23 protein-coding genes and 2 pseudogenes are annotated in these 19076 nt (G+C 71.4%); all 25 read left to right on the forward strand.

Features of this window, described 5'->3' with window-relative positions; all coding sequences use genetic code 11:
• The first annotated feature begins 34 nt into the window (after window positions 1–34).
• The 25 genes and pseudogenes from Q5694_RS19075 to Q5694_RS19195 all read left to right on the forward strand — a co-directional run bounded on the left by Q5694_RS19075 (window position 35) and on the right by Q5694_RS19195 (window position 19051).
• Window positions 35–493 (forward strand): hypothetical protein, encoded by a 459-nt coding sequence (locus Q5694_RS19075; RefSeq protein WP_333934340.1) that lies wholly within the window; start codon window positions 35–37, stop codon window positions 491–493.
• On the forward strand, window positions 490–1680 hold the full coding sequence (locus tag Q5694_RS19080; protein WP_333934341.1) for a hypothetical protein: 1191 nt from the start codon (window positions 490–492) through the stop codon (window positions 1678–1680). The genes Q5694_RS19075 and Q5694_RS19080 overlap by 4 nt, the downstream gene beginning before the upstream one ends.
• A gap of 37 nt (window positions 1681–1717) precedes the next feature.
• Window positions 1718–1939, forward strand: a complete 222-nt coding sequence (locus Q5694_RS19085) for a hypothetical protein (protein WP_153181644.1) — start codon at window positions 1718–1720, stop codon at window positions 1937–1939.
• A gap of 190 nt (window positions 1940–2129) precedes the next feature.
• The gene (locus tag Q5694_RS19090; protein WP_333934422.1) at window positions 2130–3272 is read left to right on the forward strand and encodes an AAA family ATPase; all 1143 of its coding nucleotides are present in this window, start codon (window positions 2130–2132) and stop codon (window positions 3270–3272) included.
• Window positions 3269–5059 (forward strand): hypothetical protein, encoded by a 1791-nt coding sequence (locus tag Q5694_RS19095; protein WP_333934342.1) that lies wholly within the window; start codon window positions 3269–3271, stop codon window positions 5057–5059. Before Q5694_RS19090 ends, Q5694_RS19095 begins: the two co-directional genes overlap by 4 nt.
• Window positions 5060–5248: 189 nt before the next feature.
• Window positions 5249–5722 (forward strand): hypothetical protein, encoded by a 474-nt coding sequence (locus Q5694_RS19100; RefSeq protein WP_333934343.1) that lies wholly within the window; start codon window positions 5249–5251, stop codon window positions 5720–5722.
• A 100-nt stretch (window positions 5723–5822) separates the two neighbouring features.
• Window positions 5823–6258: pseudogene (locus Q5694_RS19105) on the forward strand (hypothetical protein).
• Window positions 6255–7040: a hypothetical protein gene (locus Q5694_RS19110; RefSeq protein ID WP_333934345.1), complete on the forward strand. Its 786-nt coding sequence runs from the start codon at window positions 6255–6257 to the stop codon at window positions 7038–7040. Before Q5694_RS19105 ends, Q5694_RS19110 begins: the two are co-directional and overlap by 4 nt.
• Window positions 7037–7885: a relaxase/mobilization nuclease gene (locus Q5694_RS19115; RefSeq protein WP_333934347.1), complete on the forward strand. Its 849-nt coding sequence runs from the start codon at window positions 7037–7039 to the stop codon at window positions 7883–7885. The genes Q5694_RS19110 and Q5694_RS19115 overlap by 4 nt, the downstream gene beginning before the upstream one ends.
• A 13-nt stretch (window positions 7886–7898) precedes the next feature.
• Window positions 7899–8603, forward strand: a complete 705-nt coding sequence (locus Q5694_RS19120) for a hypothetical protein (RefSeq protein WP_333934348.1) — start codon at window positions 7899–7901, stop codon at window positions 8601–8603.
• Window positions 8604–8629: 26 nt separating this feature from the next.
• Window positions 8630–9388 (forward strand): hypothetical protein, encoded by a 759-nt coding sequence (locus Q5694_RS19125; protein WP_333934349.1) that lies wholly within the window; start codon window positions 8630–8632, stop codon window positions 9386–9388.
• The gene (locus tag Q5694_RS19130; protein ID WP_333934350.1) at window positions 9385–10044 is read left to right on the forward strand and encodes a hypothetical protein; all 660 of its coding nucleotides are present in this window, start codon (window positions 9385–9387) and stop codon (window positions 10042–10044) included. The genes Q5694_RS19125 and Q5694_RS19130 overlap by 4 nt, the downstream gene beginning before the upstream one ends.
• 17 nt (window positions 10045–10061) lie before the next feature.
• Window positions 10062–10469 (forward strand): hypothetical protein, encoded by a 408-nt coding sequence (locus Q5694_RS19135; RefSeq protein WP_333934352.1) that lies wholly within the window; start codon window positions 10062–10064, stop codon window positions 10467–10469.
• A gap of 273 nt (window positions 10470–10742) precedes the next feature.
• Window positions 10743–11126: a hypothetical protein gene (locus Q5694_RS19140; RefSeq protein ID WP_333934353.1), complete on the forward strand. Its 384-nt coding sequence runs from the start codon at window positions 10743–10745 to the stop codon at window positions 11124–11126.
• Window positions 11123–11926 (forward strand): DUF317 domain-containing protein, encoded by an 804-nt coding sequence (locus Q5694_RS19145; protein ID WP_333934354.1) that lies wholly within the window; start codon window positions 11123–11125, stop codon window positions 11924–11926. Before Q5694_RS19140 ends, Q5694_RS19145 begins: the two co-directional genes overlap by 4 nt.
• Before the next feature lie 26 nt (window positions 11927–11952).
• Window positions 11953–12306 (forward strand): hypothetical protein, encoded by a 354-nt coding sequence (locus tag Q5694_RS19150; RefSeq protein ID WP_333934355.1) that lies wholly within the window; start codon window positions 11953–11955, stop codon window positions 12304–12306.
• Window positions 12297–13118 (forward strand): DUF317 domain-containing protein, encoded by an 822-nt coding sequence (locus Q5694_RS19155; RefSeq protein ID WP_333934356.1) that lies wholly within the window; start codon window positions 12297–12299, stop codon window positions 13116–13118. Before Q5694_RS19150 ends, Q5694_RS19155 begins: the two co-directional genes overlap by 10 nt.
• A 240-nt stretch (window positions 13119–13358) precedes the next feature.
• Entirely contained in the window at window positions 13359–13718 is a 360-nt protein-coding gene (locus Q5694_RS19160) for a hypothetical protein (RefSeq protein ID WP_333934357.1), read from the forward strand.
• Between the two features lie 2 nt (window positions 13719–13720).
• Complete coding sequence (locus Q5694_RS19165) at window positions 13721–14497, forward strand: DUF317 domain-containing protein (protein WP_333934358.1); 777 nt, start codon at window positions 13721–13723, stop codon at window positions 14495–14497.
• A gap of 32 nt (window positions 14498–14529) precedes the next feature.
• Window positions 14530–16320, forward strand: a complete 1791-nt coding sequence (locus tag Q5694_RS19170; protein WP_333934359.1) for a type IV secretory system conjugative DNA transfer family protein — start codon at window positions 14530–14532, stop codon at window positions 16318–16320.
• Window positions 16317–16520, forward strand: coding sequence for an XF1762 family protein (locus tag Q5694_RS19175; RefSeq protein WP_333934360.1), 204 nt, complete (start codon window positions 16317–16319; stop codon window positions 16518–16520). The genes Q5694_RS19170 and Q5694_RS19175 overlap by 4 nt, the downstream gene beginning before the upstream one ends.
• Before the next feature lie 65 nt (window positions 16521–16585).
• Window positions 16586–17393 (forward strand): IS5 family transposase gene (locus Q5694_RS19180; RefSeq protein WP_443040899.1). Its coding sequence is split into 2 segments (ribosomal slippage): window positions 16586–16938 and window positions 16937–17393, totalling 810 coding nucleotides; the frame shifts between segments, so codons are not numbered across the junction.
• 24 nt (window positions 17394–17417) lie between these two features.
• A pseudogene (locus Q5694_RS19185) lies at window positions 17418–17663 on the forward strand (XF1762 family protein); the annotation flags it as partial.
• Window positions 17664–17704: 41 nt separating this feature from the next.
• On the forward strand, window positions 17705–18295 hold the full coding sequence (locus tag Q5694_RS19190; RefSeq protein WP_333934362.1) for a hypothetical protein: 591 nt from the start codon (window positions 17705–17707) through the stop codon (window positions 18293–18295).
• A gap of 99 nt (window positions 18296–18394) precedes the next feature.
• On the forward strand, window positions 18395–19051 hold the full coding sequence (locus tag Q5694_RS19195) for a hypothetical protein (RefSeq protein WP_333934363.1): 657 nt from the start codon (window positions 18395–18397) through the stop codon (window positions 19049–19051).
• Window positions 19052–19076 lie beyond the last annotated feature (25 nt).

The raw sequence follows: 19076 nt of genomic DNA on the forward strand, positions 1-19076 counted from the left end.
GTTCCCCACGACAAGTCTGGAGATTCCCGCCCCTTTGCAACCCGGCACCCACTTCTCCTTCGGCGACCACAAGGAACACGGTTTCGTCGCCTCCTTCACTTCCTCGATTCCCCAGCACCTCGCCCACTGGTTCCTGGAGCGCGAGCAGTTCGAGCGCGTTCCCGGTGAACCCGGGCTGTATCGCCTCAGCGAGCCCGAGCGCGACGGAGTCCGCCGCACCCGCCAGGCTGTCCATGACCTGCGCCGCCACGGTTACACCGTGCAGGCCGACATCCGCCTCAATCCGGCCCTCTCCGCCGGTCCGCCGCGCCCTGTCCGGCCCCACGGGCTCCAGGAGCGCCGCAGCAGGCTCGCCCAGGCCGCCGCCGGCCGAACGACGCAGCGCTCCACCCCGCCCACCACCTACCCTCCGTCGGCCCGGCCGATCCCGCCGAAGCCCACCTACGCTCCCACCGTCCACCTGACGGCCGCAGCCGGCGGGCGGTCCCGATGACACCCACGAACAGCCCGGCCCCCGACAGTCCTTTGCCGACGGCGTCCGAACTGGCCAGCAAGGCAGGCGACTTCCGGCTGCGGATGGCCGTCATCGACTGCGAGACCGATGCCGCCCTCGACATGACACGCGACCGCCACGGCCGCACCGTCTACGCAGACGCCGCCGCAGCCGCACGAGCCCACCGCGACAAGGCGGCGGTGGAGGCGTACGTCACCCACCTCGCTCCGCACGCCGAGGCTCTCCTCGATGCCGCCCGACTCGCGCTCGACGATTTGCCGCCCGCCCGGCACCTGACCGGGTGGCGGGCCGTCCTGGACGGCCTGGCATCGTCCGCCGCCGAGATCCGCCGGGCCCTCGACCGGCCGGCCGCGCCCGGCTCTCCAGCCGAACGTGCTCAGCACGCGGCTCTGTGGCCGCACCTCACTGCCTGGGCGGACCACAGCCCGATCGCCAGCAACCTCGCCGACCAGCGCGACGGCCGGCACCACCAGGCTCCGCTGACCGACGAGGAACAGCAACTGTGGACCGACAGGGCCCGGGCCGCACAGATACGTGGTGCGCTGGAGCTGACCGAGTCGTGGTATGCCGCCGACGGACAGCCGATCACCCTCGCTTACCTGGTCGAGGACGACGACTCCACAGTGGTCGCGCTGCGCGGCGACCCGGGCGTACCGGGCTGGCAGGTGATCGGGCACTTCGCCCACGAGTACGAGGCAGGCAAGGCCCTGCCCGCTCCGGTTCCGCCCGGTGTGCTGCGCTCGGACATCTCCCGGTTCAACCGTCCGGCTCCGGCCCCGGAGCTGTCCCTGCAGGACCTCATCCGCGACGTCGTCGAAGGCCACAGTGCCGGTGACGCATCGAATGCTCTTCTGGGAGCTGTCCAGCGCGGTTACGCCGCCGGCCCGATGGTCCGCCTGCAAGAACTTCTGGAGACGACCAGCCAGTTCGCCAGCGCCCTGGAGACCGTGCAGGGCCGCCAGATCGCCGCCCGCCTCTCAGCGCTGGGACGGCAGATCGAGTTCCTCACCCGCGAAGTCGAAGAGGCAGCCGAGGACCTCGGTGCGACCGTCGCCGTCCTGCCTCCGCACCGCACCCCCGTGCTGCGCACCCGCCCGCGCCCGGCCGTGGACACCACACCGCCCGCGCCGCCGCCCCGCGCCAGCACGACGGCCCGCCACCGATAGGAGATCCGCTTTGCCCGAAGCAGCAGCAGAGCCGTTCATGCCGATCCGGCACACCATCACCGGCGAGATCACCACCACCGGCTACAACGCCGCCGCCCGGCGAATCCTGCTCCAGGACGGCTTCGAAGAGACGCCCGGCTGCGCCTGCCGAGTGACGGAACTCGGTACGGAGCAGGCGCACGGGGCTGCCCTGCAACCAGCCAGCTGCTCGTCGCCGGCCGTCCCGTGCCCCTGGACCGAGCCCTCGGCCGGCCGGTGAGCGCCGACGGTACGCCCCGGTTGGCCCGGTCGCCGATGTCGGCACAGCCCGTGATCCCCTCCGAGAGCGGCCGGCCTCTTTAGCGCATCGCCCACCCCGCCCCACCCACACCTGCTGAAGGGTTCTCGTTTTGACCACACCCGGGCCTACCAGATCAGCGCGCACCAAGGGCGGCGAACTACGGGCCAAGGTGGCCCGACTGCTGGCCGACCGGCCGGCGGACAAGCTCACCATAGGGGACATGGCCAGGCAGCTGGGCCACTCCCATGGCGCCGTCCGCAACGCCGCCCTCACCCTGGTGCGACGCGGCGAGGCCGACCAAAGCGGGACCGGGCAACCGCAGTTCCGCGCGAACGCGAAAACTGCCGCAGCCGCGCAGAGGGCTGTGATCAGCCCACCGGGCACCCACTCTCCCCGCGCCCAGGCGGCCACGACCCGTACGACCTACACCGCAGCAGCCGCGCCCAAGCAGACCGGCCCGATCCGCCGCGCGGGGGGCCAGCTCTACCACCCCCGGGAGCTGGCCGATCTGCCCGACGTCGAGGCGTTGAACCGCTTGCGCGACGCCGACGTGCCGGTACTGCTCTACGGCCCTCCGGGCACCGGCAAGACGAGTTTGGTCGAGGCGGCGTTCCCGGAGCTGCTCACCGTCGCCGGTGACGGCGACACCACGGTCGGCGACTTGATCGGCGAGTACACACAGGACGACGCGGGAGCCTACGTCTTCCAGTACGGTCCGCTGGTCACCGCGATGACCGAGGGCCGCGCCCTGTTGATCGACGATGCCACCCTGATCTCACCGAAGGTCCTGGCGGCGCTGTATCCCGCGATGGACGGGCGCCGGCAGATCCAGGTCAAGGCCCACAAGGGCGAGACCATCAAGGCCGAGCCGGGCTTCTACGTGGTGGCGGGCCACAATCCCGGCGTCCACGGGGCGGTGTTGACGGAGGCGCTCGCGAGCCGGTTCAGCGTGCAGATCCAGATCGGCACGGACTACGACCTCGCCCTGGCCTTGAGGATCGATGCCCGGGTGGTCCGGGTCGCCCGACACCTCGCCCAGCAGGTCGAACTCGGCGAGCTGGGCTGGGCCCCCCAACTGCGGGAACTGCTCAGCTACCAGAAGACCGAGGCCGTCCTCGGCACCAAAGCCGCGCTCGCGAACCTCGTCGGCATCGCTCCTGTGGAGGATCGCGACGCCGTCGCCGACGCCGTCACGAAGGCTGTCGGCATCAAGAAGATCGCACCTCTCACCCTCGGCAAGCAGCTCCCCGCCTCAGCCGCCCGGCAGCCTCCGGGCAGCACCCGTTCCGCACACCGGGGCCGCCCGCGATGAGTGCCCACCACCACATCCAGTCCACGCCGGAAGACGACGCCGACCTCGCGCGCTGGGACGACGACGGCGCCCCGCCCGCACAACCCCGCTCCTCCCCGGCCGCGTGGCTGCGCGTGGGAGCCGAACTCGGCGACCGGCTGGTCGCCCTCTCCGGCCGCCAGGACCTCCTCGTCACCTGCCGCCCCGGCACGCGCAGCGGCGCACCGGCCGCGTTCTTCCCCACGCTGGGCGAGGTCGAGTTCGACGCCCGCCTGTTCGCACCCCTCCAGCCCCACGAGATCCATCCGCGGACCGTGGGCGACGAGGAGCGGTATCCCGCCGCCTGGGGCGTGTTCGTCCACGAGGCCGCGCACGCGGCCCACTCCGTCTGGACACAGCCTGCCGGAGCCAACCCCCGCGTCGTCGAGGCCGCGCTCCTGCTGGAGGAGAGCCGTGTCGAGGGCGCGCACCTGATCACGCGGCCCACGGACCGCACGTACCTGCGCACCAGTGCCCGGACCCTGGTCATGCCCGACATCGCGCACCCCACCCTCCAGGGCATCGAGCAGGCCGCCGCCGTGGCCGCCCTGATCCTCGGCCGCCGCGACGTCGGCATCCTCGACGCCGGCGAGACCCGGGCCGTCGCCGATCTGTGCGAAAAGGTGCTGGGCGCCAACCTGATGGCCACCCTCACCCGCATCTGGACCGCAGCCCACCAGTGCGCCGACCACGACGCCACGACCATGCTCGCGCACGGTCAACAATGGTGCGACGCTCTGGACACCGCGGCCCCCGCCCTGCCCGTACCGGACAACCTCACCGATCTGCTGTCCGGTGCCGTGGGGGTCGTCATGGACAGCACGGCAGCCACCGACGCGGCCGACCTCGCGGCACAGGCCGCAACCACCAACGCCATCGCCGCACGCTCCACGGCGCAGGCTCAGGACCGCGCCCAGCGAGCCCGCCAGCGACGCAAAGCCGCCGCCACCGCCAAGTCGGTCTTCAACGCCCGCAGCACCACCGTCAACCCCGACGGCACACCGGCACCCTCCAGCAACCCCGTCACCGGCACCCGCAGGCCCACCGCCGCCGAGCAGAGTGCCGCCGCGCGCCTGAGCCGCGCCCTGCGTGCCGCCGCCTACCGCGAGCGGACCGAGGAGCGGACCACCAGCCCCACCCCGCCCGGCCGCCTCAACATGCGCGCGGCCCTCGCCCGCGACGCTCAGCGCGCGGCCGGGTCGGTCCCCACAGCGGAACCGTTCACCCACACCCGCCGCAGGAACTCCCCCACCCCACCACTGCGTGTGGGGATCGCCGTCGACGTCTCCGGCTCCATGCGTGCCGCCTGCAAGCCCGTCGCGTCCGCTGCCTGGATCGTGGCACGCGCAGCAGCCCTGACCGACCCCGACTCCCGCACCGCCACCATCGCCTACGACAGGCACCTGACCGCACTGACCCGACCCACCCACCGAGCACCAGAGCGCGTGACGACGTTCGATGCCAACGGCGGCCACCACAACCTCGCAAACGCCATCGACGCCCTCGACCATGGCCTCGAACTCAGCCGCCCCGGCGCCGGCCGCCTCCTCGTGATCGTCACCGACGCCCACTACGGCAGCGACGAAACCGCTCAAGCCGTCACCCGCGTCAAGCAGCTCACGACCGCCGGCTGCGCCGTACTCCAGCTCACCCTCACCGCGGAATCCCGCCACTTGCCGGGGACCACCTTGCTGCACCTGCCCCAGCCCTCCAGCGCTCCCGCCGCCATCGCCAAGGCGGCCACAGACGCCATCCGCAGGACCCGCTGAGACGACGCAGAAGGCGAATGCGTCCCGAGACCACCGCCAAGCACTCCAGTCCATCCCCGTCCGCCGCATGACTCGTGCAACCCCAACCGTCGACGAAAGGCACTCGATTTGAAGTCCCAGACCAGCAGCCCGACCTCGAACGTAACGCCCATCAAACGCAATTCCCCGGGGGTAAGTACGCACTGGACCGTGGAGCACGCCTGCTCCCACCGGGTAGTTCACGACCTGTCCAACCGCCCCGCCGACAAGCGAGCCGGCTTCGCCCGTTGGCTCGCGTCGAAGGACTGCACCGACTGCTGGAAAGCGGCGCGCGACGCCGACTCCGCGTCCAAGGAAAAGTGGCTCGCGGAGAAGCGCGCCGAGGAGCAGGAGGCAGCCGCCACCTGGGCCAAGCAGTTCGACATGCCGCCCCTGGAGGGCCCGGCCAAGGCCCTGGACTGGGGTGAGCGCTCCCGCCACCAGCTGATGACGGCCGCGCACACCGCCCTGGTCATAGAGGGCAGTTGGGACGAGGCGGACTGGGCGGAGCTGGAGGAGAAGGCCCGCTCCATAACCCGTGCCGGATGGTGGATCGACCAGCGCGACTCCGAAGGCACTGACCTGCTCGAACTCCTCGACGCAGCCACCGAGGCGGACCGCGGGACGGAGAACCCGTTCCGCTGACGGCGGGGCAACATAGCCGGGAAACGCCGGTTAGCCAAACCGGCGTTCCTCCGGACTATTGATGCTCCCACCCCGCCAGCCATCGCGTGGAAGGAACCGCGTGCTCCCTCCGTCCTGGGACCATCAACCCACCCCCGTCACCGCCCTCACCCCCGACCCGCTCACTCCCACACGAGATATCACCCACGCCCACTTTCAGACCGGGGACACCGTCGTCGTCCTCAAGGGTGTGGTCGGCGGGGAACTGTGGGGAGACTCCATGCGCATCGTCGCCCCCTCCTGGCACCCCCACCGACGAGGACGGATGGCGACTGCGTGATCTCACCGGCGGTGCCCAGTCCTACGTCACCGCTCACCCCCGCTACCTCGTGCACCTCTCGCGCCGCTGCCCGGACTGCCTGATCTACCTGCGGGCCATGGAAGACACCCTCCTGAAACGGTTCGCCGGCCGCGACGAGCTGATCGACTGTGGCTGGTACACCACCACCGCCCTGGGCCAGCTCGTGCACACCGCAGACACCAGGGGCGGCCGGTGACTCCCCCCACGAACCGCGCCGACCGTGCCGGGCTCCACAAGGCCAGGGCCCGAGCCACCGCAACTCCGGACGATCCGTCCTGGCCGCTGCACCTGGCCGAAGACCTCCACGGCATCCGGGCCGACTGGAAAACCTCAGCCGAGGTGTGCGCAGACGCCGCCTGGGCGGCACGGTCAGCTGGCCGCAGCGTCCTGGGCCTGCTGTCCCCGGAGGAAGTCCTCGCAACGAACCGCGATCCGATCACCACCCGCACCTTGGCGCATCTGTACCTGAGTGCCCTTCGGTTCGACTTCCGCTGCCCCACCCTCCAGCGCCTCGTCGAACAGCTCGCGCAGACCGCGCGTCAGCCGCTGGACTGCTACACCCGCGCCCTGTACGCCTTCGCGCTGCTTGGCCAGTCCCGCCCCGAGGGCCTGACGGTCATGGACGAGGTCCTCGCCACGGCCGAGGAGCACCCCAAGACACTGCACGTCCTGCTGCACGGTCTGTGGCTCGGCCAGGACCTGGACCAGGGTGCGGAGCGTCTCCTGGCCCTCAGCTCCCGGCCCGCCCTCGCCACCGGCACCGACCCGATCGTCCTCTTCCGCACGGCGGGTGCCCTGCGCCGGCTGGGCCGGTACGACGAGGGGCTGAGCGCCATCGACAGGGCGATCGACTGTCTTCCGCCGGGAGACATCTCGGTTCACACCGACCTGGTCCGCGAGCGCTCGCTGCTCTGTGCAGCCCGCGACCTTCATCAGCACCGGTCACCCAACCGCACGTCGAGCGGGGCGACGTCGTGATCCCCCGCCTGCACCCAAGGGCCCACTCGCCGCGCGAGCCGCTGGCCGAGGCGCTCGGGCGGCCCCTTTCCCCGAACGAGGGCCTGACGGAGTACACCGTGGTCGCCCACTGGCCGGGCCTGGACTACTACACCCCGGACGACGAGCAGAGGACCTGGACATCGGTTGAGTGGGCCGAGCACCTCGAAGATCCCTACATGGAACACCCGTTCGCCGCCAGCCCGGACGACGACCGGCACGCGATCCTCCATCTCGACGTCCGGCTCCATCCGGACGACCGGGAGCTGACCGGCCCCGAGTGGTCCGAAACCGCCCACCGGTTCGCACGGGCCGCCGGTATCGAGGTACCCAGCGCCGCAGAGCACGGCTGGCGGTGGATCGCTGTCCAGGGCCAGCCCGGACGTCTGGATCTGATCGCCAACCTGATCCACCTCGACGGCACCTGGCGCACCCTTCCCGCCGACATCCTGCGACGGCTTGCGGACGAAGCACGCCGCATCGAGCAGGACCTGAACCTGATCCCCGTCCGCACCGGCACCACGCAGTTGTCCGCTGCCCGTACGGTCCCGACCGCATCGGCGCAGCTCGCCGGCGTCCTCACGCAGCTCGCCGACGAACAGGCCGGCCCGCTGGCCACGGTCCGCGGACTGGTCGAGCACACCGCTTACCGGATCGCCCGCCAACCGGGGGCTTCCGGCACGGACACGACGCACCGTCTGGAGCTGATCGCCCGCCGCCTCCACGCGATTCAGCAGGACCTGGACGCCACCGCCACCCATCTGGCCCAGCCCCGGGCCGCCGCCGCACCGACCGCGGCCCGGCGCACCACCCACCGATCTCCGTAGGAGAAACGTCTCTTTGCCCCGCACCACCGGCCGCTTCCTGGACATCCGCCGTGACCCCCACTCCGGCGAACTCCTCGCCCGCGGGGGCGACGCTGAGGCACACAGCATTCTCCAGCGCGCGGGATTCGTCGCGGTCGTCCGCCTCCACGAGAGCTACCACCGCGCCCCCGCCGGCCTGACCGAGGACGAGGAGTCCCGTCTCGCCACCGATGCCGTAGGGCGCCTGCGGGCCGCCGGGTACCACGTCGACTGCGACGAGCCCTTCGACACCGAAGCCCGCCCCGCGGCCTATCCCACGCTCGGCGCCTCGGTCTCCCACCTCGCCGAACGCCTGCGCGAGGCCACCGACACCGCCGAGGCAGCCGACATACTCACCGAACTCACCGCTCCCCACGACGGCATCCTCGCCGGGTTCGAGGAAATCCTCGGCGCCCTGGCGGAGTTCTTCGACGGCCTCGGCAACGCGAGCGACCCGTACACCGCCGGGCGCCTGCGCTACCTCGCCGACACCTACGTCCGCGTCATCCGCTCCGACCTCGCGCACACCCGCGGACGGCTGGCCGACCGGCACGCCCCTCACCCCGGCCGCCGCGCCTGCACCGAGCAGGTCCCCGACCACGAGCCCGAACGCTCCGCGGTGTGCGCCTGCCCGCCCCCGCCGCGTGCACAGCCAGCCCCGGCACCGCCGCCCGTCGGTGCCACCCGCCTGCGCCGCTAACGCCCCTGCAACTGCCCAAGGACACCATGCACGACCACGTCAACTCCGAGCGCCTTGCCTCTTACGCCGACGTCCTCGCCGGCGAACTCCCCGACACCTGGACCAGCACCCACCTGACGGGCGACGCCAAGGACGACCTCGCCGAACTCACCGACCGCATCTGGGACCTGGACCTGGTCGCCGCCTCCCTGGCCGAACACCCCCTGCAGCAGGCCGCCGTCCTCAGCCGCCCCGACGGCGCCCAGCTCGTCCTGATCGACCGGCACGACGAACGCGACGGCTTCCTCCTCGCCGCCGTCGCCCCGCACGCCCTGCCGGACGAGGCGTACCGCGGCGTCCCCGAGCCCAACGGCATCGCCCTGACCGACGACCCGTTCCTCGGTGCCGAGCAGGTCGCCGGCGATCTACTCGCCCGTTACGACCGTGCGCTCGCCCAGGTCCGGCACAACGCCCTGGACGGCATCCAGCCCTCCCAGCCGGACCGGGTCGTCCTGACCTGGCAGCCGGACGGCAGCGTCGCCACCGCCCCCGCCGACGACCGGGCCGGCACCATCCTCGCCGCCCACGGCTTCATCCAGGACCCGCACAGCGGCATCTACCGCCTGAGTGGCGACGACACCCAGGCCCACGCCCACGCCCTGCGCGAGATCGGCCCGCAGCTCGACGCGCTCGGCATCGGCACCGCCCTCCAGCACCCCGCCGGACGCCACGCGCCCACCTCCGCCCTGGCCTCCGTGCCGCCGGCCCCCGCCGGCGCCCGCACACCCACCGCCAGGACGCGATGAACCAGACGGAGCCCGACTTCTGGGTCCTGGAGTACGTCACCATCACCAAGGACCCCCGCACCGGCCTGGTCGTGGCCATCGGCGGCACCGAGCAGGCAGCAGACATCCTTCAGCGGACCGGCGGCTTCCTCACCTCTCCCGGACCCCGCGGTGACTACCACCGTCTTCCGCACGGCCTGCCCATCGAGCAGCAGCGCCTGAAGGCGACCGGCGCCTCGCACGCCCTGCTCGCCGCCGGCCACAGCGTCCACCTCGACCCCGCCCTGAACATGCTGGCCGCCCCCGACGGCGACCGTGACGCAGCCCTGCGCTACCTCACCCGACTCGCCGAACGGGTCTCGGCCGCCGAGACCAGTAGCGAGGTGGCCGAGGTCCTGACCGAGGTCGCTGCGCCCGTGCACGGGCTGCTGCCCCTGACCAGAGAAGTGATCGTCCGCGCCTGGATCACTGCCAGTGATCTCCACGGCGCCGCGCCTGGCGAGGAACCCGAGCCCATCGCACGGCTCGGTAGCACGGCCAACTCCCTGAGCGAAGCCGCCCGCGTCATCCTGCGCGCCCGCAACCACGCCGCCCGCCCGGCGCAGCCGCCAGCGACCGCACCGGCCCCGACACCGGCAGCGGGCCGTGCACAGTCCCCGGTTGCCCGCCGCCGCTGACCCCGGAGAAGAAACGTATGGCCAATCTGGCCGACGAGTACGGCACAGACGCCGAGATCTACATCAAGGCCCTGACGACCGCCATCCACGCCGACACCCCCACCGGCGCCCCCGCCGGCCTCCACGACCTGCTGGAACAGCTCGGCCTTGAACGCCACGAATACCCCCCAGGCGAGCCGCTTTACATCTGGCACACCGTGCCCGATCACCTCGGTGCCGAGGAGCAGAAACACCTGGCGAACCGCGCCATCCCCGCCCTGCTCATGGCCGGATACACGATCAACTGCGACCCCGAGGTGTTCGACGAGGCCCTCTACCAGCAGGCCGTGCACCGCCTCCGGGCGCGCGCGGCCCGACCCGCCCCGCAGCAACCGGCGCCCGCCAGTTCCCCCTCGCGCCCCGCACCGGCCCGCCGCACCCCGTAAGCACGGGCGGCCCCGGCACATCGGCCGGGGCCGCCCACCCCCCGCCCGATTCCACGGAGAAACCCGTAGCAGAACGCACACCCGCACCGATCAGCCATCGGCTCAAACCCCGGCTCGCAACCGCCCTGTTCCGCCGCTATCTACGCGCCTGCATCACGGCCGGCCCCGACCGCGCCGCCCCACCTGCCGGCGCCCGCCCGGAGGCCGCCCTCATCGAGGCGCAACGCGTCGGGCAGCGCCACCACCACTGAACGTCCACGCACCCGGAGGAGCATGTCCCACCCCGCCCCCTACCCGGTGGCACTGGCCGACGAGATCACCCGCCAGCTCGGCCAGCTCTCCGACCACCTCTCTCAGCTTCCCCCGCCCCTGGCAGCGCAGGTCATAGCCCGCGTCCTCGACCCGGACAACGGAGTCCTCGGCGGCGTCACTCACCTCGTCATCACCGGCAGCCACTTCGCCAAGAGCGAGGCGGAACGAGGCGCCCTGCCAGCGGAGGTATGGCTCGCCTTGGGCCGTGCCGCCAACGAACTGCACGACATCAGCCTGGACCTGGACGAGCACCAGGACCTCCTCCAGCACCTCGGCACCCGACCGGCCACCAGCGCGGCGAAGTCTCCGGCTCCTGCCCCGCTCGTCGTACGGCGGCGCCGGTGAAGAAGAAGCAGTGGCAGGGCTGGGGGCCGGACGAGCAAGCCGAGCAGCACTACCTCGTCCAGCCCCGTGCCCTGGCCGGCGGCGGCGACGTCCGGCACGTCTCGGAGTTCCTGCGCGCCTCGGGCTGGCGGGACAAGTCCAAGAAGGACGGCCCGCTGCTCATGGAGAGCCCGGACCGCACCGTCCGCGTCGCCTACGACCCCTACATCCTCCCCGGTGGATGGACCATCCACGGCCGGGCAAACGGGGCGAACGCCGAGTGGTCCGCGCACCTGGGCCGGCAGACTCCGGTGGAGATCGTCTCCGGTCTGACCGACGGCCTCACCCGCCCCCGCTCCGCACACGCCCCCAACGTCTGGGCGCCTCTGCAGGAGCAGAACTGGCACACGCGGTTCGAGGGCCAGGACTATATGGCGACCAGCCCCGACGGCACCGCGTGGATGCAGTACCACCAGGGCGCCGACGGCTCGGCGATGTGGTGGACCGGAGCACAGGACAAGCAGGGCAACGGCTGGACTGCCCACTTCACGCCGAACACGCCGATGCACCTGGTCCAAGCCTTCTCCACCGAGCTTGCCGGCCCGGACCCGGTGATGCGCCCACGCGGACGTGTCCCGCACAGCGCCCAGATCCGGACCTGGTCGGTCTCCGTCAAGCCCTCCCAGCTCAGCGCCTGGCAGCAGGCCCGGATTACAGCTGCCCGCGCCGCCACCTGGGCCCGCAACAGCGCCCGAAGCGCCCGGCCCCGCACCACCGCCCGTCCCTACGCCCCGGCCGGCGGTGCCCGGACCCGCCGCTGATCTCCATCCCCATCTGAAGGAGCCCGATGCCTGCCCCCACCCCGGAAACCCTGCGCACCCTGACCGAAACGCTGTCGGACGTCACCGAGTACCTGCGCGAGAATCCCGACCCCGCCGAAGCCCTCGCCCTCGTCGAGCCGCTCCTCGACGAGTACACGGGCCTGCCCGTCCAGCTCGCCGACACCCTGCGTGCCCTCGCCCGCACCATCCAGGAACACCAGGCCATCCCACGCACCGCGCACGTCAACGTCCTGATCGCCGAGCTGCGCTCCGCCGCCTGGGAGCAGACCGACCAGCACACCCTCCACTACGTCCTCGACGAGCTGCGCGCGCTGCGCGACGACGCCGAGAGCGAGCAGGGGTGCAGCCGGTGCCGTTGAGCGAACGCCAGCTCGACGCCTTCGCCGACCAGCACGCCGGGCAGATCCCCTTCGACACCAGCCCTCGCCACCTCGCCGGTCCGGGCGACGCCCGCCACGTCACCCACGGCCTGGCCGCGGCCGGATGGGCCACGGTCACCGACCCGCTCAGCGCCGAGATCGTGATGGCCAGCCCCGATCACCGCTACCGCCTGCAGTTCGACCCGCAGTCCGCCACCTCCGCCTGGTGGCGGCTGCGGGCCGCCCACGGCGACAACGAACACGGCTGGTACGCCGAGTTCGGTGAACTCGTGCCGGCCGAGGTCCTCGCCGGCCTCACCGACGCCCTCATCACACCGCCCTCATCGCAACCGGACCCCTGGCAGCCCGTGACCAGCGCAGGCTGGCAGTACGAGGATGCCGGGGAAGCGCTCTCTCCGGACTCGCTGTGCCGGATCGAACACCGCCCCATGAGTGAGTTCCATGAACAGCCGTCCTGGCACATCGAGGTCAGGACAAGCAGCGACGAATCATTCCCGGGCCCGCGGATCTGGCACGCCTTCCTCGACGAGCACGTCCCCGATCGCCTCGCCGGTGCCTTCCTGGGCGCGCTGGCCGGCCAGAGCCCGCTGCAGCGCGGCATGTTCGACCGCACCGCCCACTACAGCGCCGTCAAAGAGCCGAGCCCGCTGCGCCCGCAGCAGGTAGTCGACGCGCACACCGCCCGGGTGAAGACGATCCGCGCACAGGCCCGCGCCGTGCGCCGTCAGCAGACCGCCCCCGCGACACCCCCGGCGCCCACGACCGCCGTCCAGCCGGCCGCCCGCCGCTGACCTTAAAAGGATGCTCTCATCTCCCGCACCACGAACCACGGCCGCCGCACCTCTCTGCGGCGCCTCAACCGCTACCTGCGCCACAGTGAACGGATCCTGGCGTCCTGGGACGCCTTCACCGAGTTCAACACGGACCTGGACGGCTGGCCCTTCGACCAGGACGCCTACGGCCGCCGGGCCGCCATCCGGGACGCAGACACCGCCGCAGCGTTCGCCAGTATCCGCCCCGGTGCCCGCCAATTGCTGGCCACCGCCCGGCTACAGCTCCAGCACCTGCCCGCACACCTCACGCGGGCCACCTGGCCCGGGCAGCTGACCATCCTGGAGGAGGCACTGAGCCACCTCGACGCCCTGGACTCCCGGTGGCAAGAGACCAGGGCCCAGCTCCCCGAGGGCACCGGACCGGGCAGCGCAGCGTATGTCGACGTGCTGGACGAGCATTACGCTGAGTGCTGGAGCTACCTGGACGACTGGGCCTGCCACGGCCGCGTCGTCCTCGACATCCAGGCCGCCGCACGCCGAGCACCGTCCCGGCCGAAGGGCCCGCAGATTCCCGCCCTGACGTCCCGGCGCAGCGGACACGGCGCGAGGGGACGGTGACCATGCCCGACCGCCCCGCCAACGTCGACATCGACTACATCGCCCCGCGCCACCTGGCCGGCGGCGGTGACCCCGCCTGGGTCACCGTCCCTCTCCACCGTGCCTGCGGCTGGAGCTACGGTCACGACCCCCTGATACCCCGCGTGCTGCTTTCCAGCCCCGACCAGAAGGCCCTCCTGCGGCTGGAGCCCGACCCCGACGGACGGTGGTGGACTCTGCAGCACGCCCCCGCGCCGGACCGGCCCGCCTGGTTCGCCAGCTTCGATGCCCGCACCCCCGTAGAAATGATTGCGACGTTCACCGATGCGCTGACCGATCCCACGGCCGATCCAGCAGACAACTGGGATCCGCAGGAGCCGCTTCTCAAAGCAGGCTGGATTCCGGCCTACAACCACCACCGGCTCGCCTCACCCGACGGCACCGTCCGCGTCGAGGCCGACGAGACAACCAGGGCCTGGTGGGTCGACACCGCCCTCCGCGACTTCCGGACTCTGTTGTGGCAAGCCCACTTCAGCGAGCACACCCCACCCCACCTGATCATCGCGTTCACCACCGCGCTCACCGACCCCCGACCGGTGCCGCGCACCGCCAGTCCCTCCAGCCTCCCAACTCGCAGCCCGGACTTCATCACCCGCTGGCACCGGGAAGTAGCGGCCACGCAGGTCGCCGGCGCCCTGGAAGAACGCATCCGCTCCCTCGCCGCACGCCGATCCGGCCCGCCGACGACCAGTACGCATCCTCCGCAACGGCCGCAGGCCGAGCGCCACCGCCAGCGCTGATCCCTCCGTCCCCGCCCGGAAGCTCATAGCCCTTGCCCCCCTCCTCCTCCAGCAGCAACACCGACGGATACGACCTCGTCCTGCGCCTCCTGCTCGGCGTGCTCGCCGTCGTCGTCCCCCTGTCCCACCTAGCCTGGCTGTGCGGCAACATCACCGCCTACCTCACCGGCACCAGCTGGGCCCCCTACCAGCCGACCAACGCCTTGCTCCACCCCGAGCAGGTCTGGCCCGCTCTGGGAGAAACGTCCCTGCTCATCGGGGCACGCATCGTTCCCGTTCTGCTCCTCCTGGCTCTCGGGGGGACGGCGGTCGCCCTGTGGTTCCGGCACAAGAACCGCGGCGGCGGCCGGAAGAAGATCACCGGCATGGCCAAGGCCCGGGACATCGAGCCCTTGATGGCCAAGGCGATCACCGACAAGGCCCGCTCGCTGCGCCCGAGCCTCAAGGACGCCAAGCACATCGAAGCCCGCGACACCGGCATCCTCCTGGGTAACCTGCAGCACACCCGGCACGAGGTGCGCATGGGCTATGAGGATGTGGCCGTCGCCATCATGGCGCCCCGCTCGGGCAAGACCACCTCGCTCGCCATCCCCTCGATGCTCGCCGCGCCCGGTCCCGTCCTGCTGACCTCGAACAAGGCCGCAGGTGACGCCTTCACCGCCACATACGAGGCCCGCTCCCGCGTCGGGCAGGTGTGGACCATGGACCCACAGCAGATCGCGCACGCCGCACGCGAGATGTGGTGGAACCCCCTCGCCATCGCGAAAACCCTGGACGGAGCGAACCGGCTCGCCGGCCACTTCCTCGCCGCCTCGGTGGACGCCTCCCAGCAGGGCGACTTCTGGTCCAAGGCCGGCAGCAACATCCTCTCGCAACTGCTGCTGGCCGCAGCGCTCGACGAGCGGCCGATCACCGACATCATGCAGTGGCTCGCCTTCCCCGCCGACCGCACCCCGCTCGACATCCTCCGCGACCACGACTTCGCCGCCGTCGCAGCCCAGCTCAAGGGCACCGTCGAGGGCCCCCCGGAGACCCGCGACGGCATCTACGAGACCGCCCGCCAGTACGCCGCCGCACTGCTGAACAACGAGATCGCCGCCTGGGTCACCCCGCAGAAGGACGTTCCCGAGTTCCGCCCGTCGGAGTTCGTTACCTCCACCGACACGCTGTTCCTGCTGAGCAAGGACGGCGGCGGCGGGGCCTCGGCATTGATCGCCGCGTGCGCGGACTCCGTGATGCGCGCGGCGACCGCCCAGGCCGAACGCGCCGGCGGACGCCTGGACCCGCCCATGCTGGCGATCCTCGACGAGGCCGCCAACGTGTGCAAGATCAGCGACCTGCCGGACCTGTACTCCCACCTCGGCTCCCGCGGCATTATCCCGATCACCGTCCTCCAGTCGTACCGCCAGGGCCAGAAGGTCTGGGGAGACGCGGGCATGGACGCCATGTGGTCCGCCTCGACCGTCAAGGTCATCGGCTCCGGCATCGACGACCCCGACTTCGCCGACAAGCTCTCCCGCCTGATCGGCGACCACGACGTGGAGACCACATCAACCTCGCACTCGGAGTCCGGCAAGAGCACGTCGGTGTCGATGCGGCAGGAACGGATCCTGCCCGCCGACGCGATCCGCGCCCTGCCCAAGGGCACCGCCCTGTGCTTCGCCACCGGCATGCGGGCCGCGATGCTCGACCTGCGGCCGTGGTACCGAGAGCCAGGAGCCGGGGAACTGTCCGCGGCGTCCGCTCGCGCGTCGAAGGCGATCACGGCTCGCGCCGTCGCGAAGCACGCGCCGACACAGTCCGACTTCGGGACGGCCGCGTGAGCGACATACCGCTGCACCTGGTGCCGGTCCGCTCCCGTGAGGCGAAGGACTTCGTGCGCACCTGGCACCGTCACCACCCGCCGCCCGCAGGACAGATCTTCGCGGTCGGCGCCGCCGACGAGAGGGGCACGCTGCGCGCCGTGGCCATCGTCGGCAGGCCGGTGGCCCGTCACCTGGACGACGGCGCACCCTCTAACTGATCATTTCAGAATGAGTTTGGCTCACAGGCTTGGCAGTTGGGCTGGTGGGCGGCAGAGTTCCGTGTGTGTCGGATGATCTTGTGCCTGATGCTCTGTGGGATCGTGTCGCTCCGCTGCTCCCTCCTCGTCCGCCGCGGCGTCGGCGGTATCCGGGTCGGCTGCCGGCGGATGACCGTGCGGCTCTGCGCGGGATCGTCTACGTGCTGCGCACGGGCGTGACCTGGGCGGACGTGCCGACCGAGACGATCGGCTGCAGCGGGGTGACGTGCTGGCGGCGCCTGCGGGACTGGACCGAGGCCGGCGTCTGGCCCCGCCTCCACGCGACCCTCCTCACGGAACTCCGCAAGGCCGGACTGTTGGACATGGAGGACGCCGCGGTCGACGGCTCGCACGTCCGGGCCCTGAAAGGGGGCTCACACCGGACCTTCGCCGGTCGACCGCAGCCGCCGAGGCAGCAAGCACCACGTGATCACCGACCGGCACGGAACACCCCTCGCAGCGTCGTTGACCGGCGGGAACCGTCATGACGTCACCCAGCTGATGCCCCTGCTGGACGCGATCCCCCGCATCCGCGGCCTGGTGGGCAGGCCACGGCACCGGCCACGGCGGCTGTTCGCCGACCGCGGCTACGACTACGACAAGTACCGGCGGCTCCTCCGCGCTCGTGGCATCACGCCGAAGATCGCACGCAAGGGCACCGCCCACGGGTCGGGCCTGGGCAGGACCAGGTGGGTCGTCGAGCGGACCTTCGCCTGGCTCCACCAGTTCAAGCGCCTGCGGATCCGCTATGAGATACGAGCCGACCTCCACCTCGGACTGCTCCAACTCGCCTGCAGCATCATCTGCTTGCGACGACTCCGAACATCATTCTGAAATGATCAGTAAGTCACCCGGACCGCCAGCGACGGCGCCCGCAACGCCAACTCACTGCTCTACGGTGCCGCGTGGCGGGCGGCGAAGGCCCTCGGCTACCGACGGCTGATCACCTACACGCAGGACGGCGAGAGCGGCGCATCCCTGCGCGGCGCCGGGTGGCGCGTGATCGCCAGCCGGCCGCCCCGCGCCCGATGGCACACCCCGGCCCGCCCACGAGCCGGCCACGGCAACGACCACGTCACCCGCCTGCTGTGGGAAGCCCTGTGACCGAGCCCGTTCCTGCACAGCAACGGACCGACCATCTCACCTTGCCCCGTACCGCCCCGCGTCCTCCCGGAGTTGTCCTGCACACCGTCGACCTGACCGAACACACCCGCCTTCTCGGCGAGGTGGCCCCCGCCCTGAAGGAGCTGTCCGTGGAGGCGGCACGCATCCGGGAGGGCGAGATCGCCAAGCCCGTCCGAGAGATCGCACCCCTGAGCCTGCGGGTGCACGAGCTGGCGATGAAGTGCACGCGGCAGGTGCACGACCTGTCGGTCAGCCAGTACCCCGCAATGAAGGACGGTGCCAACAACCTGGCGCTCCTCGCCGGCGCCTGCTCCCAGATCTCCCTCGCCGCCACCCTGTGCAACCTCGCCATCCATCACCGCACCGAGATCCTGCTGTACGAGGACGCCGATCCCACCCCGGCGACCAGCCGTGATCAGCTTCGCCGTGCCGGTGTCGAGATGCAGCAAGCGGCCACCACTTATCGCGCCGTAGCGCGACGGCTCTCCCGACGCCTCGCCTCATTCTCGGCGCGCGCTGAAGACCGGCAACTCATCGCCGAGGGTCAAAGGCCCAGCCCGCAGAAGGCGCCCTCCACACCGCCCGTGCTCGCTGCCCGGCGCCGCGGATGACGACGCCGCCCGAGGGCTTCCTGTTCGACGTGGCCGCCCCGCCGACGCCGGTTTGAGCGCCTGTTGCTGCTATCAGACCAGTACGTGCAGCATAACGACATGCTCGACCGTCTCCTGCGGGCCCATCCGCCATCCGAGCCCAACGCCCACGCCGCCTCCGCCCAGCGACTCGCTTCTGCGACCCGCACCGCCCTCAAAGCGGTCACCGACGGACGCCTCTTCCGCAGTCCCGACCTGTCGGACGCAGTGGTCCGCCTTGAGCAGCTCGCCTTCCTGAGCAGTACCTCCGCGGACCAGCAGCTCCCGATGGCACGCACTCTGACCGCCTTGGCACCCGAAGCCGCGATGGGCTGCGCCAACACCCTCGCCTACGAAATCCGACGCCGCCGGGGGACGGCAGCAGGCGACGGTCCGGAGCACACCCTGACCGCCGCTCACCACACCGCCCTGTGGGAGATCGCCTGCGGGAACGTGGTGGTCACCAGCTCCCTAGGACGGCAAAACGTCCACTACCGCGACGAGCGCGTGCTCATGGGCACACTGCGGGCGTTGGAGGCAAAGGGGCTCGCGGAGCGCGTTCCGGAGTCCGCGCCTGCCGCCTATGTGGGCGGCCCGCTCCAGGACCGAGTCCGCCTCACTCCCGCCGGCACCACCGCGCTGGCCACAGCCATCAGCAGCCCGCCCACTCGCAGGGCGCCCGGCACGACACCCGCGCCCGCACCCACCGCTGCGAAGACGGCCGCCCGCAGCCGTTAACTGACCCATCGGAGCCCACAGCAGC

The organism is Streptomyces sp. AHA2 (genome assembly GCF_036857595.1).
Lineage (GTDB): Bacteria > Actinomycetota > Actinomycetes > Streptomycetales > Streptomycetaceae > Streptomyces.